This is a genomic window from Burkholderia sp. Bp9099 (genome assembly GCF_003857805.1).
GTDB lineage: Bacteria > Pseudomonadota > Gammaproteobacteria > Burkholderiales > Burkholderiaceae > Burkholderia.
Window position 1 is genome coordinate 64,275 of record NZ_QTPU01000011.1, and the last position, 17,471, is coordinate 81,745.

Here is a 17,471-nt window from a genome sequence, read left to right on the forward strand (position 1 = left end):
TTCATGAGACAAACGCAATATTCTGCTATACAAATATGCAAATGTTTTATGGAATGATCGCCGCGCAGCGACGCCGTCCACCGGGCTTCGCGGGACGCCGTTCGAATGATCCCTCGACAGATATTTCGCACGCGAAATACATGGCGAACTATATTTCGCATACGAAATACCTACCCGGAACGAGGACGGCCATGACGTCAGAACCCATCGAGTTTTCCGCCGCCGACGGCTACACGCTGCGCGGCACGCTGTGGTCACCGGACGCGCCGCCGCGCGCGCTGGTCTTGATCCATCCGGCCACCGCCGTGCCGGAGCGGCTCTACGCGGGCTTCGCGCGCTTCCTGACCGAACGCGGCTTCGCGGCGCTCACCTACAACTATCGCGGCATCGGCGCGTCGCGGCCCGCGCGGCTGAGCGCGCTGCAGGCCCGCATGCGCGACTGGGTCGAACTCGACGTCGGCGCCGCAATCGCGTGGGCGCGCGCTACGCACGACGGGCTGCCGCTGCTGGCGGTCGGGCACAGCGTCGGCGGCCATGCGATCGGGCTGTCGGCCGGCACCGCGCACCTGCGCGCGGCCGTGCTCGTCGCCGCGCACGCGGGCAGCACGCGGCTGATCGCCCGCGCGGCCGAGCGGCTGAAGGTGCGGCTGATCCTGCGCGTGCTCGGCCCGCTCGCGTCCGCGCTGCTCGGCTACGTGCCCGGCAAGCGGCTCGGCCTCGGCGAGGACCTCCCGGCCGGCGTGTTCCGCGAATGGAGCCGCTGGACCACGCTGCCGCGCTACTTCTTCGACGATCCGACGCTCGGCGCAGCCGAGCGCTTCTCGAAGCAGCAGCTGCCGATCCTCGTGCTCGGCTTCGACGACGATCCGTGGGCGAACCCGCCCGCGATCGACCTGCTGGTAAGCTACCTGACCCGGGCGGCCGTCGAACGCCGCCAGATCGATCCGCACGCCGCGGGCAGCGGGCCGGTCGGACACATGGGCTTCTTCCGCAGCCGGCCAGGCACGGTGCTGTGGCCCGCGGTCGCCGACTGGCTCGCGCAGGCGCTCGACGCGCCGCGCGATGCGGGTCGCCCGTCCCTTTCCATTGCAGCCGGGAACCGAGCTTGAGCGAAGACCGACGACTGTTTTTCCTGTTGAACATCGGCCAGCGGCGCGTGCAGCGCTGGGTCGACCGCAAGGCCGAGACCGATGCGCGCGCGAGTGCCGCGCAGGCCGGCGTGCTGTTCTGCCTCGCGAGGCAGGACGGCGCGCTGATCGGCGAAGTCGGCGCGGCACTGCAACTGGCGCCGTCCGCGATGACGGGGCTCGCCGACCGGATGGCGAAGGCCGGCCTGCTTGCGCGTCACGCCGATTCGGACGACGGGCGCGCAACGCGACTGTTCCTGACCGGCGAAGGACACGCGGCGCTCAAGCGCGCGCGCGTGGCGCTGCGCGAGCTGAACGGCAAGCTGTGCGACGGCTTTTCCGACGCCGAACTCGACGTCGTCGCGCGCTGGCTGCACGCATTGCAGGACCGCTTTCCGGCCGAGCGCTGAACCGCGCCGGCGGCGCGCCGCATGGGCACGAATCCGCGTAATCGATAGCGATTTCGATTCGTGCTTTCGATTCGCGCTTTCAATTCGGTTTCCGAACTTTCAGGCGGCAAATTTTGCGTTCCGGCGGCATTGCTTCGGCAACGCTTTCCGGCTACGTACTGTTACAAAAAATTGCCTGCCGCGCCGCATATCGATCGCCTACATTGCAATCCACTTCGACGCATTCGTCGTCTGCACGGCCTGGCCTTCCCGTTGCGTCCGCAACCCTGGACGCACCCGACAAGCAATGAAAACGAAGAGGTGTCTTGACCGACGTGCTGGCGGCATCCAGCACACGCGGATTGCGATGACCGCGGCGGCTTCCTGAACGACACGATCCGACGCATGGCACGGCATTTGTTGCCGCGCGTACCGGTGCGCGTCGTGCCGCCGTGCCGCGCCATCGCCGCCGCACGTCAACGAGGAGCAGTCCATGCGACGCACGATCGTGTCCCACTCGCTTGTCCCCAGCCTCACCCGCCTGTCCGCCGCGATGGCCGTGGCGATGGCCGCCGCCGCGGCCGCGCATGCCGATCCCGTGGTCGTGTCCGGCCCGAGCCCGTTCGCCGCCTGCACCATCGGCGGCCCCGGCACGAACTACGTGAACGCCGAGGTCGAACCGTGGCTGTCGGTCAACCCCGCGAACCCGACCAACATGATCGGCGTGTGGCAGCAGGACCGCTGGTCGAACGGCGGCGCCCACGGGCTCGTCGCGGGCTATACGTTCGACGGCGGCGCGACCTGGGCGCGCACGCCGCAGCCGTTCAGCGCCTGCGCACCCGGCGGGCTCAAGTACGAGCGCGCGTCCGATCCGTGGGTGTCGTTCGGTCCGGACGGCACCGCGTATTCGGTATCGATCTCGTTCAACCAGTCGAACAACAGCAACGCGGTCGCGGCCTCGGTGTCGACCGACGGCGGACAGACATGGAGCAGCCCGGCCGTGCTGATCGCGAACGACGAACCGACGACGCAGTTCTTCAACGACAAGGAGTCGGTGACGGCGAACCCGGTGAAGGCCGGCACGGCCTACGCTGTGTGGGACCGCCTCGAACTGCCGAACGGCAACCCGTATGCGAACCTGCACACGCAGGCATACCGCGGGCCGACGTTCTTCTCGAAGACGGTCGACGGCGGCAAGACGTGGAGCCGTGCGAAGGTGATCGTCAACGTGCCGTCGCGCCAGCAGACGATCGGCAACCAGATCGTCGTCGATCCGAAGACCGGCACGCTCTACGACTTCTTCGACCTGATCCAGCCGCCGTTCAACAAGGCGGCCGGCAAGGTCGCGTTCGTCAAGTCGACCGACGACGGCGCGACCTGGACGAAACCGCAGGTGATCGCCGGGCTGCAGACGGTCGGCGTGACCGATCCGAACACCGGCGAACCGGTACGCACCGGCGACATCATTCCGGAACCGGCGATCGATCCGGCGTCGGGGCAGCTCTACGTCGTATGGCAGGACAGCCGCTTCAACGGCGGCAACTACGACGAGATCGCGCTGTCGACGTCGAAGGACGGCGGCGCGAGCTGGAGCGCGCCGCTGCAAGTGAACACGCCGACCGGGCGTCCCGCGTTCAATCCGTCGGTGCGCGTCGACAATGCCGGCGCGGTGATGGTCACCCACTATGATTTCCGCGACCTGCTGGCCGGCAATACGACGACGCTGCCGACCGGGTTCTGGCGCAAGATCTCGCACGACAACGGCACCACGTTCGCAGACGAGCGGCGCGTCGGCGGCCCGTTCGACATGAAGCTCGCGCCGAATGCGGAAGGCTTCTTCATCGGCGATTACCAGGGGCTCGACGTGCTGCCGTCGTCGTCGTTCCATCCGTTCTTCGTCCAGACCAACGCGGGCAACCTGACGAACCGCACCGACGTGTTCTTCGCGCCGTGATGCGCGGGTGAGCATAGCGCCGCCGCGACGTCCGTTGCGTCGCGGCAGCGCTCCCGAATGCGCGTCAATGCATGTCGGTCAGCACGATGCGACCGTCGACTTTCCCTTCGCGCAGCCGCGCGAATATGTCGTTGATGTTGCCGAGCCGGTCGCGATGGATATGCGCGCGCACCAGCCCGTCCGCCGCGAAGTCGAGCGATTCCTGCAGGTCGCGCCGCGTGCCGACGATCGAGCCGCGCACCGTGATGCCGTTCAGCACCGTCGAGAAGATCGGCAGCGGGAAATCGCCGGGCGGCAAGCCGTTGAGCGCCACCGTGCCGCCGCGCCGCACCATCCCGAGCGCCTGCGCGAACGCGCTGCGCGACACCGCCGTCACCAGCACGCCATGCGCGCCGCCGATCTCCTTCTGGATCACCTTCGCCGGATCGTCGGTCGACGCATCGATCGTCAGTTCGGCGCCCAGTTCGCGCGCGAGTGCGAGTTTGGCGGGAGACACGTCGATCGCCGCGACGTGCAGGCCCATCGCGCGCGCGTACTGCACGGCCACGTGGCCAAGCCCGCCGATGCCCGAAATCGCGAGCCACTGGCCCGGACGCGTGTCGGTGACGCGGATGCCCTTGTAGACGGTCACGCCCGCGCACAGGATCGGCGCGATCTCGTCGAACGCGACCTGCGCGGGCAGATGGCCGACGTAGTCGGGGTCGGCCAGCACGTATTCCGCATAGCTGCCGTTGACCGAATAGCCGGTGTTCTGCTGCCCGTGGCAAAGGGTTTCCCAGCCGGTGTGGCAGTACTCGCAGTGACCGCATGCCGTATAGAGCCAGGGCACGCCGACGCGGTCGCCCTCGCGCACGTGCGTGACGCCCGCCCCGACCGCCGCGACGACGCCCACGCCTTCGTGGCCCGGAATGAACGGCAGCGTCGGCTTCACGGGCCAGTCGCCGTCGGCTGCGTGCAGGTCGGTGTGGCAGACGCCCGAAGCCTTGATGTTGACGAGGATCTGGCCCGGGCCCGGCGTCGGGACCGGCACCTCCTCGATGCGCAACGGTTCGCCGAACGCGTGGACCACCGCCGCCTTCATGGTTTGAGTCATGCGTCGCTCCTGTCTGGTCGATGACCGGGCCAGTATCCGGGCTCGAAACCGGAACGACTTGATGCGTATCAACGGAGCGGGAAACGCGCGCGACGGTGACAGATTCATCGCGAGACCTGTTGCGTGGGCCACCGGTGCCGGCGCGGGTTTGACGGCCCGGCTCTGCTTTCGCCGCCGTTTCCGCAGCTTGTCGGAAACCCTGCGGCATGCCGCCGTTTCGCTTGGAATTTGAAATGATATAACATATCATTTCGCGATCTCGTCCACCTGAAACCCTCTCAACCCGGTGGCCGGGCTACGCCGAGTCCAATCCAACCGGGTCATTACGCGCCGGAAATGCAACAATATATCGTATCCAGCCTTGACCCGCATGGCTCGCTTTCCGATCCGATACCAACCGATTCACCGACCATGCGCGACCTCCCTCGTCTACCGCTTCGCCCGCTCTCGCCCGTTTCGCTGATGCTGTTCGCCGCCGTCGCGCACGCGCAGGCCGAGACGCCACCCCCGTCTTCGCCGCCGCGGACCACACCGCTCGCGCCGATCTTCGTGACCGCGAACCCGCTCGGCGACACCGAGCTGATCGCGCCGACCGCGCAACTGTCCGGCGATGCGCTGACGCGCCGCCAGGCCGATTCGCTCGGCGAAACGCTCAACGGCCTGCCCGGCGTGTCGACCACCACCTACGGGCCGATGGTCGGCCGCCCGATCATTCGCGGGATGGACGGCGACCGGATCCGGCTGCTGCAGAACGGCGTCGCCGCCTACGACGCGTCGTCGCTGTCGTACGACCACGCGGTGCCGCAGGATCCGCTGTCGATCGAGCGCGTCGAGATCGTGCGCGGTCCGGCCGCGCTGCTGTACGGCGGCAACGCGGTCGGCGGCGTCGTCAACACGATCGACAACCGGATTCCGCGGGAAGCGATCGAAGGCGTGACGGGCGCGCTCGACGCGCGCTACGGCGGCGCGAACTCGGTGCGCGCGGGCGCGGCGCAGGTCGAAGGCGGCAACGGCCGCTTCGCGTTCCATGTCGACGCGTTCGACCGTGAAACGAGCAAGCTGCGGATTCCCGGCTACGCACGCAGCAGCCAGCAACGCGCGATCGACGATCCCGATACGCCGCAACCGTACGGCAACGTGCCGAACAGCGACGGCCGCGTGCATGGCGGCGCGCTCGGCGCGTCGTACACGTGGGCCGACGGTTTCGCGGGCCTGTCGTACAGCGGCTACGAGTCGAACTACGGCTCCGTCGCCGAGGACGACGTGCGCCTGCGGATGCGCCAGGAACGGCTCGCGTTCGCGTCCGAGATACGCAACCTGAGCGGCCCGTTCACGAAGCTGAAGTTCGACTTCGCGTACACCGACTATCGCCACAAGGAAGTCGACAACGGCGAGACCGCCACCACCTTCCGCAACCGCGGCTACGAAGCGCGCATCGAGGCGCGGCATCGCAGGATCGGCCCGTTCGAAGGCGCGATCGGCGTGCAGTTCGGCCAGAACACGTTCTCGGCGCTCGGCGACGAAACGCTCGTGCCGTCGACGCGCACGAACAGCGTCGCGCTGTTCGGTCTCGAGGAATGGCAGGTCGTCCCGGCGCTGAAGCTGAGCGTCGGCGGGCGCTTCGAGCACGTGAAGGTCGATCCCGATCCGGCCGGCGTCGAGAAATTCGCGCTCGCGCAGCCGCGCGACTTCAATGCCGGCAGCGTCTCGGCCGGCGCGCTGTTCTCGCTGACGCCCGTGTGGTCGGTCGCGGCGAACGTCGCCTACACGGAGCGCGCGCCGACCTTCTACGAGCTGTACTCGAACGGCCCGCACGATGCGACCGGCCAGTTCCTGATCGGCAACCCGAACGCGTCGAAGGAAAAGGCCGTGTCGACCGACCTGTCGCTGCGCTACGCGAGCGGCCCGAACCGCGGCAGCGTCGGCGTGTTCTACAACCGCTTCTCGAACTACCTGACCGAGTACAACACGGGCCGCGTCGTGAACGGCGACGGCGAACCGGTCGCGCCCGGCGCCGGTGATACGCTCAACGAAGCAATCTATCGCGGCGTGCGCGCCGAGTTCTATGGCGTCGAACTCGACGGCAAATGGCGCGCGTTCGCGCAGCGCGGCCATACGGTCGACCTGGAACTGACCGCCGACTACACGCATGCGCGCAACGTCGACACCGGCCAGCCGCTGCCGCGGATCGCGCCGCTGCGCGTGACGCTCGCGGCCGACTACGGCTACGGCCCGTTCGGCGCACGCGCGCAGGTCACGCACGCGTGGTCGCAGCATCGTGTGCCCGACAACGACTTTCCGACGGACGGCTACACGTCGCTTGGCGTGATGCTGACGTACAAGTTCCGTGTCGGCGCGACGCACTGGCTCGCGTACCTGCGCGGCGACAACCTGACGAACCAGGAGATCCGCTATGCGACCTCGGTCGTGCGCGGCTTCGCGCCGGAAGGCGGCCGCAGCGTGATGGCCGGCCTGCGCACGACGTTCTGATCGCGCGCCGGTGCGTTCGCGCCACGCGTCCCGCGCGGCGCCAACGCCCGCCATGATCGATCGGCGCAGCCCGCCTGCGTCGATCGAAACCGTCGCGATCGACCGCGCCGGCGTGACCGAACACGATCGATCGCCCTCGCCTTCGCTCTCCCTTCTCCGGCCCTCCACCTTCCGTTGCGCACACGGCCGCTGCAGTGCCGTGCAATTTCCGGTCCTGCCGGTCGAACGCGCGGAACGCCGCGCATCGCACTGCATCGCACCGATAGCCAGGATCATTGATCCCGGTCATGCACTTTTAAATCAGCCGAATGACGAGTATCCTAAAAAAAGCACTCCACGTTCGGACGGCGAATCGCGCGCCCTGATTCCCGTCCGCTCGTATCGCGGCCCCATCGCGCCACGCGTCGATGGCGGCGTCCGCCTCACGCCCTGGCCGCACGAACCTTCCCCAACCATTCGCAGGAGAGCTGGTGAGCCGACTCGTCGTCGTATCCAATCGTATTGCAGATCCCCGTAAGGCCGCGGCAGGCGGGCTTGCCGTGGCCGTGAAAGACAGCCTGCAGGAATCGGGCGGCGTCTGGTTCGGGTGGAGCGGCAGGCTGCGCGGCGACGGCGACCATCCCGCGCACGGCGAAGACGTGCAGATCCAGAACGTCGGCGGCATCCAGCTCGCGACGATCGATCTCGATCCGCAGGATTACGACGCGTACTACCTCGGCTACTCGAACAACGTGCTGTGGCCAGTGTTCCACTACCGCCTCGATCTCGCACAGTTCGACCGCCGCTTTGCGGACGGATACCGGCGCGTGAACCAGCTGTTCGCGCGCAAGCTGAGCACGCTGCTGCGCCCCGACGATATCGTCTGGGTCCACGACTATCAGCTGATTCCGCTCGCCGCCGAGCTGCGCGCGACGGGCTGCACGAACCCGATCGGTTTCTTCCTGCACATTCCGATGCCGCCGCCGCCGATCATGGCCGCGATCCCGGAGCACGAGTGGCTGATGCGCTCGCTGTTCGCCTACGATCTCGTCGGCTTCCAGACCGAATCGGACCTGCTTCACTTCGAGCACTACGTCGAGGCGGAAGCCGGCGCCGCGCGGCTGCCGGACGGCCGCCTGCGCGCGTTCGGCCGCACGCTGTCGGCCGGTGCGTTCCCGATCGGCATCAACGTCGACGAGTTCACGGCGCTCGCGGAGAATCGCGACGGCATCGACATGTTCGAGCGGATGCGCGACGAGTATTCGCGCCGCCAGCTGCTCGTCGGCGTCGACCGGCTCGACTATACGAAGGGGCTGCCGCAGCGCGTGCACGCGTTCCGTCAGCTGCTCGAACAGTATCCGGAGAACCGCGACCGCGCGACGCTGATCCAGATCGCCGCGCCGAGCCGCGAGGATCTCGGTGCGTACGACGACCTGCGGCGCGAGATGGACAGCCTGTGCGGCGCGATCAACGGCGATTACGGCGAACTCGAGTGGATGCCGATGCGCTACATCCACCGCACGGTCGCGCGCAAGCGCTTGCCGGGCCTCTACCGCGCGAGCCGCGTCGCGCTCGTCACGCCGCTGCGCGACGGGATGAACCTGGTCGCGAAGGAGTTTCTCGCCGCGCAGGACGAGGCCGACCCGGGCGTGCTCGTGCTGTCGCGTTTCGCGGGCGCGGCCGAGCAGCTGAAGCCTGCGCTGCTCGTCAATCCGTACGACACGCAGGGCACCGCGCAGGCGATCCAGCGCGCGCTCACGATGCCGCTCGACGAACGCCGCCAGCGTCACGACGCGCTGATGGCGATCGTGCGCAAGACCGACGTGCACTGGTGGCGCACGCGCTTTCTCGAGGCGCTCGCCGAGGCGGCGGAAGTCGCCGCCGCGACCGTGTCCTGACGCCCGGGTCCTGTCGCTCGCTTACACGCCGGTCGTCTCGCGGTCGAGCACCGCACCGTTCACGTCCTGCACCGCCACCGCGATCGGAATGCCTTCGCGCATGCTCTCGGTCACCACGCAATACGCATCGAACCGGTCGAGCATGCGCGTCGCCGCCGCGAGATCGGCCCATGCCTTGCCGACCGACAGCGTCACGGCCATCGCGCCGACGCGCACCCTGCCCGCGTCGTTCTGCACCATGTCGACGTCAATATGCGCGGTGACCGGCTGCGGATCGACGCGCTGTTTCTCGAGCGCGAACAACAGGCTCGCCGCGAGGCAGCTCGCGACCGCCGCGGCCAGCAGCCGGACCGGATTCGGGCCGCGGCCGGCACCGAGCGGCGGCGGCTCGTCGGTGAGCACCGGCGAAAGCTCGGTGCCGGCAAACGTGACTTCGAAACTGAAACGCGCATGCTGCGCGACATCCACCGATACGTGTGCCTCGCTCATGGCGACTCCGTGACTCGAAAAAGGGAAAGAGAACGCCGGCGCAACGGCGTGCCGGCAAGTGCGAATTGCAGCGAAGGCGCGGCGCGATCATGGCCGCCCGCCGGCTGCGCGAGCGGTCCGCGCTTCAGCGTTCGGGTTCGCGCGGCGGCCCGTATGCGACGAAATCGCGCTCGATCGCCGACGCTTGCTCCGGCGCATTCGCGCTCGTGCATGGCCCGCGATCGGTCAGGGAAGATTCGGCGACCGGCGCCTCGCGCCCGTCGATCAGCGCCTGCAACGCGTCGCGTTCGAGCACTTCGCGCTCGAGCAGCCGTCGCGCGATGCGCTCCAGCGCATCGCGGCGTTCGCCGAGCGTTGCCGCGACGCGCGCATGCGCGTCGGTCAACAGCGTATGCACCTCGTCGTCGATCATCCGTGCGGTGTGCTCGCTGCAGCGGCCCTCGCCCGCATGCCATGCGCCCGGGATGCCGGTGCGCGTTTCGCCGTCGTCGACGCTGACGAGCCCGATCTTCTCGCTCATCCCGTATTGCATGACCATGTGGCGCGCCATCGCGGTCGCGCGTTCGAGGTCGTTCTGCGCGCCCGTCGACACGTCGCCGAACACGAGTTCTTCCGCGACGCGCCCGCCGAGCAGTGCATCGATCCGATCGAGCAGCTCGCTGCGGCGCAGGACGTAGCGATCCTCCGTCGGCACCTGTTGCGTGTAGCCGAGCGCGGCCACGCCGCGCGGAATGATCGACACCTTCTTCACCGGATCGCAATGCGCGCGGCTTTCCGCGACGAGCGCATGGCCGGCTTCGTGATAGGCGATCGTCAGCTTCTCCTGCGCGTTCATCACGCGGCTCTTGCGCTCGAGGCCCGTCAGCGCGCGGTCGATCGCCTCGTCGAAGTCGTCCATCCCGATCGCCGGCTTGCCGAGTTCCGCCGCATGCAGCGCGGCTTCGTTGACGACGTTCGCGAGATCGGCGCCGACGAAGCCCGGCGTGCGCGACGCGAGTTCGCCGAGATCGACCTCGGCCGCGAGCTTCACGCGCTTCACGTGCACGCCGAGAATCTGGCGGCGGCCGTTCACGTCGGGCCGGTCGATCGCGATGTGACGGTCGAAGCGGCCCGGGCGCAGCAGCGCGGGATCGAGAATCTCCGGCCGGTTGGTCGCGGCCATGATGATCACGCCGGAGCCGGCCTGGAAGCCGTCCATCTCGACGAGCAGCTGGTTGAGCGTCTGCTCGCGCTCGTCGTTGCCCGACATCGGACCGACGCCGCGCACCTTGCCGAGCGCGTCGAGCTCGTCGACGAACACGATGCACGGCGCCTTCTGCTGCGCCTGCTCGAACAGGTCGCGCACGCGCGCGGCGCCAACACCGACGAACATCTCGACGAACGCCGAGCCGCTGATCGAGAAGAACGGCACGGCCGCCTCGCCGGCCACCGCGCGCGCGAGCAGCGTCTTGCCGGTGCCGGGCGCGCCGACGACGAGCACGCCCTTCGGGATCTTGCCGCCGAGCCGCTGGTAGCGATCGGGGTTGCGCAGGAACGCGACGAGCTGCTGCAGCTCGGCCTTCGCCTCGTCGATGCCCGCGATGTCGTCGAACGTGATGCCGGTTTCCTGCTGCACGTACACGCGTGCGCGGCTCTTGCCCATCCCGGTGAAATCCTGCAGCCCGCCGCGCTTGCGCAGCATCAGGTTCCAGATGAACACGAACGCGACGAGCGGCACCAGCCACGACGCGAGCGACGCGATCCAGCCGGTGTCGGACGCGCCGTGAAACCGGATACCGGCGGCGGTCAGCGTGTCGATCAGCTGCGGGTCGGTCACGCGGTTGGTGCTGAAGCGCGGCGGCGTGCCGTCCGACTTCACGGCCGCGACTTCGGACGCCGGCAGCAGCGTGCCGGCCTGCGGCATCGTCAGCGTGCCCGTGATCGTCGCCGGTCCGATCTCGAGATCGTCGACGAGCCGCGCGGCAACGAGCCGGTGGAAGTCGCTGTACGCGATCATCGTCGACGCCGGACGCAGCATCAGCAACTGCGCGGCGAACAGCACGAAGAAGCCCGCCGCGATCAGCAATCCTGCGTAATCGAATTTCCTGTCCATGGCATCGGGCCGGCCGCGCGCGTCGACGCGCGCGCTTACGCGTGCACGCGCGCCCGGTCGGCGCGCGGCATCGCCGGCCACGCGCAAACGGAATGGATCCGCGCCATCGTCGCCTCGTTTCGTCGCATGAATGACACCGCGACGGCGCCGCCGGGCGCCGTTCGCGCGGGCAGCGCGCCGCAACGCGCCGCCCGTGATTCAAGTCTAGTTCGCGCGCGGACGTCGCGCATTGTCCGACAAACGCCTTTCATCGACGCCGCCGGCCGCGTTATAGTCGCGTTCGTGACATTTTAGTGACAGCCGGCGTCGCCCGCGCCCGGGCGCGACGCCGGCCGTTGCGTCCCGCCGCGCGTCGCGGCAGGCTGTGCGACGCTGCCGCGCATCGAACGACAACCGCCCATCCGAGGAGCACACGACGTGAACGACACCCCCGATCGCCCCGACGACCTTCCCGCCGATCCCGACCGCCGCCGCATGCTCGGCGGCCTCGCCGCGCTCGGCGCGGGCGTCGCGCTCGGCGGCTGCGAGACCACGCCGGGCAGCGCGCCGCGCTCGGCCGCCGACCTGCGGCTCGACGACGCGCTGCGCCGGCAGGTGCGCCACATCGTCGTGATCTATGCGGAGAACCGCAGCTTCGCGAACCTGTACGGCGATTTCCCGGGCGTGCAATATCCGCTGAGCGAGGTGAAACCCGAGCACGCGCGGCAGCTCGATCGCGACGGCAAGACGCCGCTGCCGGTGCTGCCGAAGATCTGGGGCGGGCTCGTGCCGCAGGCGCAGGAAGTCGGCGGCCAGCGCTACGCGATCGCCGAGCGCGACATCGACAAGCTGCCGAACGCGCCGTTCCGGATCGCAGACGCGCAGGGCAAGCCGCTGCCGAACGGCGTGATCACGCGCGACCTGTGGCACCGCTTCTACCAGAACCAGATGCAGATCGCCGCGGGCCGCAACGACCAGTTCGTCGCGTGGGCCGATTCCGGCGGCCTCGTGATGGGCCATTACCGCAATTCCGCCGACACGCTGCGGCTGTGGAACCTCGCACGGCAATACACGCTGTGCGACAACTTCTTCATGGCGGCCTTCGGCGGGTCGTGGCTGAACCACATGTTCCTGATTTCCGCGCAGCCGCCGATGTATCCGGATGCGCACAAGCATCCGCATGCGGCGAAGCTGCTGTCGAAGGTCGACGGCGACGATCAGGCCGGCACGCGCCTGACGCTCGCCGCCGATTCGCCCGCGTCCGCGCTCGACGGCCCGCCGAAGTTCGCGGTCGACGGCCCGCTGACGCCCGATGGCTACGGCGTCAACACGATGGCGCCGCCGTATCAGCCGAGCTACGTGCCGCCGGCCGATCCGGGCAACGCCGCGTATGCGGATCCGTCCGATCATCGCGTGATCCCGCCGCAAGGCCATGCGACGATCGGCGACCGCCTGTCGGAGAAGAACGTCGACTGGGCGTGGTACAGCGGCGCGTGGCAGTACGCGCTCGAGCACCGCGACACCGGCATGGTGCCGGATTTCCAGTACCACCACCAGCCGTTCAACTACTTCGTGAACTACGCGCCGGGCACCGACGCGCGCCGCAAGCACCTGCGCGATGCGGGCCTCGGCGACGAGCCGTCGACCAATCATTTCATCGCCGACATCGACGCAGGCCGCCTGCCGGCCGTCGCGTTCTACAAGCCGCAGGGCAACCTGAACATGCACGCGGGTTATGCGGACGTCGAATCCGGCGATCGCCACATCGCGCACGTGATCGAACGCATCCGGCGCGGCCCGCAGTGGGCGAACACGGTGATCGTGATGACGCACGACGAGAACGGCGGCTGGTGGGATCACGTCGCGCCGCCGGTCGGCGATCGCTGGGGCCCCGGCTCGCGGATTCCGGCGCTCGTGATCTCTCCGTTCGCGAAGAAGGGTTACGTCGACCACACGATGTACGACACGAACTCGATCCTGCGCTTCATCAGCCGCGTGCACGGGCTCGCGCCGCTCGACGGCGTCGCCGCGCGCGACAAGGCGTTCGCGGCGCGCGGCGCGACGCCGCCGGGCGACCTGACGAACGCGCTCGATCTCGGCTGACGAACGACTGACGCCTCGCCGAAACGACGACGCCCCGGTGCAACGCGGTTGCCCGGGGCGTCGTGTTTTGCCGTGTGCGTTCTGCGATCCGCGATCCGTGCTCCACGCAGGCGACGCTACGCGACGCCGTGCAACGCGTCGCTCGCCGCACTTGCGGCATGACGACCTGCCTGCCGGCCGAAGAACGTCGCATCGGCCAGCGACAATCCCGAGCTGTACCCGGCGCCCCAGCGCGGCAGCCCGCAGGTCGTGCGGCCGGCCGCATAGAGGCCCGCCACCGGTGTGCGCGCCGCGTCGAGCACCTGCCCGGTCGGCAGCGTATCGAGCCCGCCCAGCGTGAAATGCGGGTAGAACGCGTAATCGATCCGGCAATCGAGCGCGACGAACGGCGGCTCGATCAGCGGCTTCAGCCACTTCTTCGCCTTGTGGAACAGCGGATCGACGCCTTCGGCCGCGTGACGGTTGTAGACGTCGACGGTCGCCGTCAGCGTGCCGGCCGGCATCTGCAGGTCGCGCTCGACTTCGTCCCAGGTCTCGCCGGCCGCCGCGATGCCGATCCGCGCGATGTCCGGCGGCTCCTGGTAGGTCGCCTGGTCGACCAGCAGGTAGATCCGGTCGTCGGCCTGGTGGAACGCGTGGTGGCCCGTGCGGCCGTGATAGCCGTCCTCGTTGATGAAACGCTGCCCGCGCGCGTTCACGAAGATCCCGCGGATCAGCGATTCGGGCGCGTAGAACGGCAGGCTGACGAAACCCTGGTCCATGTGGATCGCGGCGCCGCCCGCGCTCTGGCCGAGCAGGATGCCCGAGCCGTCGTCTCCGGGGCTGCCGATCGGTTCGGCCGAGCGCAGGAACTGCGGCGCATGCCGGCGCACCATGTCGCGGTTCATCGCGAAGCCGCCCGCGCACAGGATCACCGCGCGGCGCGCCCGCACGAACGCCGTCTCGCCGTACGCGCGCAGCACGACGCCGCGCACCGCGCCGGCATCGTCGACGATCAGCGCCTGTGCGCGCGTGTCGTAGCGCGTCGACACGCCGAGCGCCTGCACGCGCTCGGCCAGCACGCGCATCAGCATCTGCCCGCCGCCCCAGCCCGGCCATTGCGGCGTGTGGCCGCGCGGGCAAGGCTTCGCGCTCTCGCTGAACGGCCAGGCCTCCTCGCTGCCCGACCAGATCAGGCAGTCGTCGGTTTCCGGCTCGACGATCCGCTCGGCGATGAACGTGTTCTTGTACGTGACGCCCTGCGCGACCAGCCAGTCGTGATGCGCGAGGCTCTCGTTCGCATAGAGGCGCACCTTCGCCTCGTCGGCGTCGCGGCCGCCCGCGAGCATCAGGTAGCGGTACAGGTCCTCGGTGTCGTCGCTGAAGCCGGCCTGCCGCTGCGCGGGCGTGCCGCCGCTGCCGCCGAGGTAGATCTCGCCGCCGGACAGCGCGCTCGTGCCGCCGTAGCTCGACGCGCGCTCGACGATCAGCGTGTCGGCGCCGGCGCTCGCGGCTTCGATCGCCGCGCACGCGCCGGCCGCGCCGAAGCCGACGATCACGACGTCGTGTTCGGCGTCCCAGCGATGGACGTCGCGGATATTCAGGGGGCGAGCGAGGGAATATTCGGATGACATGGAGGCAAGGGTCTGCGTGAAGGGATTCGGTGAAAGGCGGTGGTCGGGGCGCTGCGCGGCCGGCCCGGCAGGCCGGCGCGTCGTCGATGCGAGCGATCGCAGGCACGCGAACGCCGCGTCGTCGACGGGGAAATCGAGCGGCAGCGGCGAGCCAAGCCGGGGGCATGCACACGCCGGACGAACTGCCGCGAGCGCGCCGCGCCGCGACACTGCGCTGAGCGAACGCCGTCCACCCGGTCGCCGTCGCATCGTGACGGCGTCAACGTGACATCGAGTCGGCGCGGCACGCGGCCGCGCCGTCGTCACATGCCGCGCAGTGCGGCGAAACCGAAGCGCGAAGGATCGATCGGCACGCAACCGGTCGGCAGGCCGTTCGCATCGAGCGAGCGGCATTGCAGGATGCCGGCCGCATACGGCGGCGCCGGGACCTGATCGGCGCCATATCGCGCCATCACCATCGCCGCGAACGCGCCCGTCGCCAATACGCACAGCTTGCGAGTCGTCAGTCTCATGATCGTGTCCCCTCCGGTTGGCCGCTATCGCGGTTCGTGTCCGGCGCACTGGCCTCGGGCAAACAGGCAACCGCACCGGATGACTGCACGGTAGCCAGCGCCGGCCCGCCGGCCATCGTCCATTTCGACTAGGGGCAAACGCGAAGCGGCCCTGACGCGACGTGCGGCGCCGCAGCATCGCCGAGCGGTGGCAGCGGCGTCGCGATCGGAAAACCGCGTACCGCAGCCCGTCGTGACGGGGCGCGTGATCTTCGTGCGCATGCCACGCGTTCGCCGCTGCATCGCACCATCGGACGATGGGCGGCCGTCGCGCCGGTGTTTTCCCTGATCGTGCCCCTGCTCCGTATGGATGATGAGGATCGCGCGGCCGGATGCGAACCTGCGGGTCGACGTCGCAATGCCGTCGCGTCAGCGCTCGCGGCGCGGCCGAGTCTTTCCGTTCATTCACGGGAGTACCGCATGACCGATTCGAATCCCCGCCACGCGCTGTACGAACTCGCGTGCCGTTACGCGCAGGCCGTCGACCGGCGCGACTGGCCGCGCCTCGCCACCCTCTTCACCGCCGACGCCCAGCTCGACGGCCCCGGTTTCCGTTTCGACGACCGCGATGCGATCGTCGCCGGCATGCGCGTGATCGAGCGCTACGAAACCACCCAGCATCACGTGCACAACCAGCTCGCCACGCTCGACGGCGGTGAGGCCGACGTCGAGACCTACTGCCTCGCGTGCCACGTGTACGTGCGCGACGGCGTGAAGCGCAAGCTCGACTGGGGGCTGCGCTATCGCGACCGCTGCGTGTTCGACGGCGGCACGTGGCGCTTCGCCGCGCGCACGCTGCACGTCGACTGGTCGCAAGACCTGCCGCTGGAGGGCTGAACGATGCGCGCATCCCTTCCCCTCGCCGGCCGCACCGCGCTCGTCACGGGCGGCGCCGGCGGCATCGGCGCGGCCTGCGCGCACGCGCTTGCCGCCGATGGCGCGGCCGTCGTGCTGATGGGCCGCCGCCGCGATGCACTCGAACGCACGCAGCGGCACCTGACCGACACGCTGCCCGGCAGCCGCGTCGCGATCCATGCCGGCGACGCGTGCGACGACGGCGACCTGCAGGCGGCGCTGGATACCGCGTGGGCGCTCGACGGCCGGCTCGACATCGTGGTGCCGACCGTCGGCGGTGCCGGGTTCCGGCCGCTGCTGATGCACGACGCCGACAGCTTCCGGGCAGAAATCGAGCTGAACCTGAACAGCGCGTTCGCCGCGATCCGCCACGCCGCGCCGCGGCTCGCCGACAGCGGCGGCGGCACGATCGTCTGCATCTCGTCGACGGCCGCGCAGATCAATTTCCGCTGGCTGACCGCGTACTGCACCGCGAAGGCCGCGCTAGAAGCGCTGGTGCGCGGGGCCGCCGAGGAACTGGCCGGCGCGAGGATCCGCGTGAACGCGGTGCGACCGGGCCTCACGCGCTCGGAGGCCACCGCGCCGATGTTCGACAACCGGGCGCTCGTCGACAGCTTCCTCGACCAGATTCCGCTCGGCTCACTCGGCGAGCCGGAAGCGATCGCGCACGCGGTGCGCTATCTCGCCGGCCCCGAGTCGGGCTGGGTCACCGGCCAGAGCTTCGCGGTCGACGGCGGCCACGAGCTGCGCGCCAACCCGCGCGTCGACGCCACCATCGCGCAGATCTACGGCGCGGCCGCGCTCGATGCGGTCAGGGCCGGCCGTGCGCCGGGCGCCGCATGAGCGCCCGCCTTCTTTC

General features: G+C 69.2%; 13 protein-coding genes. 8 read left to right on the forward strand and 5 right to left on the reverse strand.

Going from position 1 to position 17,471, the window contains the following annotated elements:
- Positions 1–191 precede the first annotated feature (191 nt).
- The 3 genes from DIE17_RS14300 to DIE17_RS14315 all read left to right on the forward strand — a co-directional run bounded on the left by DIE17_RS14300 (position 192) and on the right by DIE17_RS14315 (position 3,470).
- A complete protein-coding gene (locus DIE17_RS14300; RefSeq protein ID WP_044844586.1) occupies positions 192–1,109 on the forward strand; it encodes a serine aminopeptidase domain-containing protein in 918 nt (305 codons plus the stop codon).
- On the forward strand, positions 1,106–1,537 hold the full coding sequence (locus DIE17_RS14305; protein WP_124666817.1) for a MarR family winged helix-turn-helix transcriptional regulator: 432 nt from the start codon (positions 1,106–1,108) through the stop codon (positions 1,535–1,537). Before DIE17_RS14300 ends, DIE17_RS14305 begins: the two co-directional genes overlap by 4 nt.
- Positions 1,538–2,009: 472 nt before the next feature.
- On the forward strand, positions 2,010–3,470 hold the full coding sequence (locus DIE17_RS14315; RefSeq protein ID WP_124666816.1) for a sialidase family protein: 1,461 nt from the start codon (positions 2,010–2,012) through the stop codon (positions 3,468–3,470).
- Positions 3,471–3,534: 64 nt separating this feature from the next.
- Here DIE17_RS14315 and adhP read toward each other — a convergent pair whose 3' ends face one another.
- On the reverse strand, positions 3,535–4,563 hold the full coding sequence (adhP, locus tag DIE17_RS14320) for an alcohol dehydrogenase AdhP (RefSeq protein WP_124666815.1): 1,029 nt from the start codon (positions 4,561–4,563) through the stop codon (positions 3,535–3,537).
- A gap of 411 nt (positions 4,564–4,974) precedes the next feature.
- Between adhP and DIE17_RS14325 the strand changes: the two genes are divergently transcribed.
- Both DIE17_RS14325 and otsA read left to right on the forward strand, forming a co-directional pair.
- On the forward strand, positions 4,975–7,053 hold the full coding sequence (locus DIE17_RS14325; protein WP_260439241.1) for a TonB-dependent receptor: 2,079 nt from the start codon (positions 4,975–4,977) through the stop codon (positions 7,051–7,053).
- A 470-nt stretch (positions 7,054–7,523) separates the two neighbouring features.
- Positions 7,524–8,930 carry an alpha,alpha-trehalose-phosphate synthase (UDP-forming) gene (gene otsA, locus DIE17_RS14330; RefSeq protein ID WP_044844592.1) on the forward strand — a complete coding sequence of 469 codons (1,407 nt, stop codon included), beginning with the start codon at positions 7,524–7,526 and terminating at the stop codon, positions 8,928–8,930.
- A 21-nt stretch (positions 8,931–8,951) separates the two neighbouring features.
- Here the strand turns inward: otsA and DIE17_RS14335 are convergent, their stop codons facing one another.
- Positions 8,952–9,419: an OsmC family protein gene (locus DIE17_RS14335; RefSeq protein WP_044844593.1), complete on the reverse strand. Its 468-nt coding sequence runs from the start codon at positions 9,417–9,419 to the stop codon at positions 8,952–8,954.
- 124 nt (positions 9,420–9,543) lie between these two features.
- Positions 9,544–11,511 (reverse strand): ATP-dependent zinc metalloprotease FtsH, encoded by a 1,968-nt coding sequence (gene ftsH / locus DIE17_RS14340; RefSeq protein ID WP_124484733.1) that lies wholly within the window; start codon positions 11,509–11,511, stop codon positions 9,544–9,546.
- Between the two features lie 417 nt (positions 11,512–11,928).
- Between ftsH and DIE17_RS14345 the strand changes: the two genes are divergently transcribed.
- The gene (locus DIE17_RS14345) at positions 11,929–13,593 is read left to right on the forward strand and encodes an acid phosphatase (RefSeq protein ID WP_124666814.1); all 1,665 of its coding nucleotides are present in this window, start codon (positions 11,929–11,931) and stop codon (positions 13,591–13,593) included.
- Between the two features lie 116 nt (positions 13,594–13,709).
- Here DIE17_RS14345 and DIE17_RS14350 read toward each other — a convergent pair whose 3' ends face one another.
- Complete coding sequence (locus DIE17_RS14350) at positions 13,710–15,206, reverse strand: FAD-dependent oxidoreductase (protein ID WP_124666813.1); 1,497 nt, start codon at positions 15,204–15,206, stop codon at positions 13,710–13,712.
- A 302-nt stretch (positions 15,207–15,508) separates the two neighbouring features.
- On the reverse strand, positions 15,509–15,718 hold the full coding sequence (locus DIE17_RS14355) for a hypothetical protein (RefSeq protein ID WP_124484730.1): 210 nt from the start codon (positions 15,716–15,718) through the stop codon (positions 15,509–15,511).
- 459 nt (positions 15,719–16,177) lie between these two features.
- Between DIE17_RS14355 and DIE17_RS14360 the strand changes: the two genes are divergently transcribed.
- Together DIE17_RS14360 and DIE17_RS14365 are read left to right on the forward strand one after the other, a co-directional pair.
- Entirely contained in the window at positions 16,178–16,594 is a 417-nt protein-coding gene (locus DIE17_RS14360) for a nuclear transport factor 2 family protein (protein WP_124570846.1), read from the forward strand.
- A gap of 3 nt (positions 16,595–16,597) precedes the next feature.
- Positions 16,598–17,455 carry an SDR family NAD(P)-dependent oxidoreductase gene (locus DIE17_RS14365; protein ID WP_124484728.1) on the forward strand — a complete coding sequence of 286 codons (858 nt, stop codon included), beginning with the start codon at positions 16,598–16,600 and terminating at the stop codon, positions 17,453–17,455.
- Positions 17,456–17,471 lie beyond the last annotated feature (16 nt).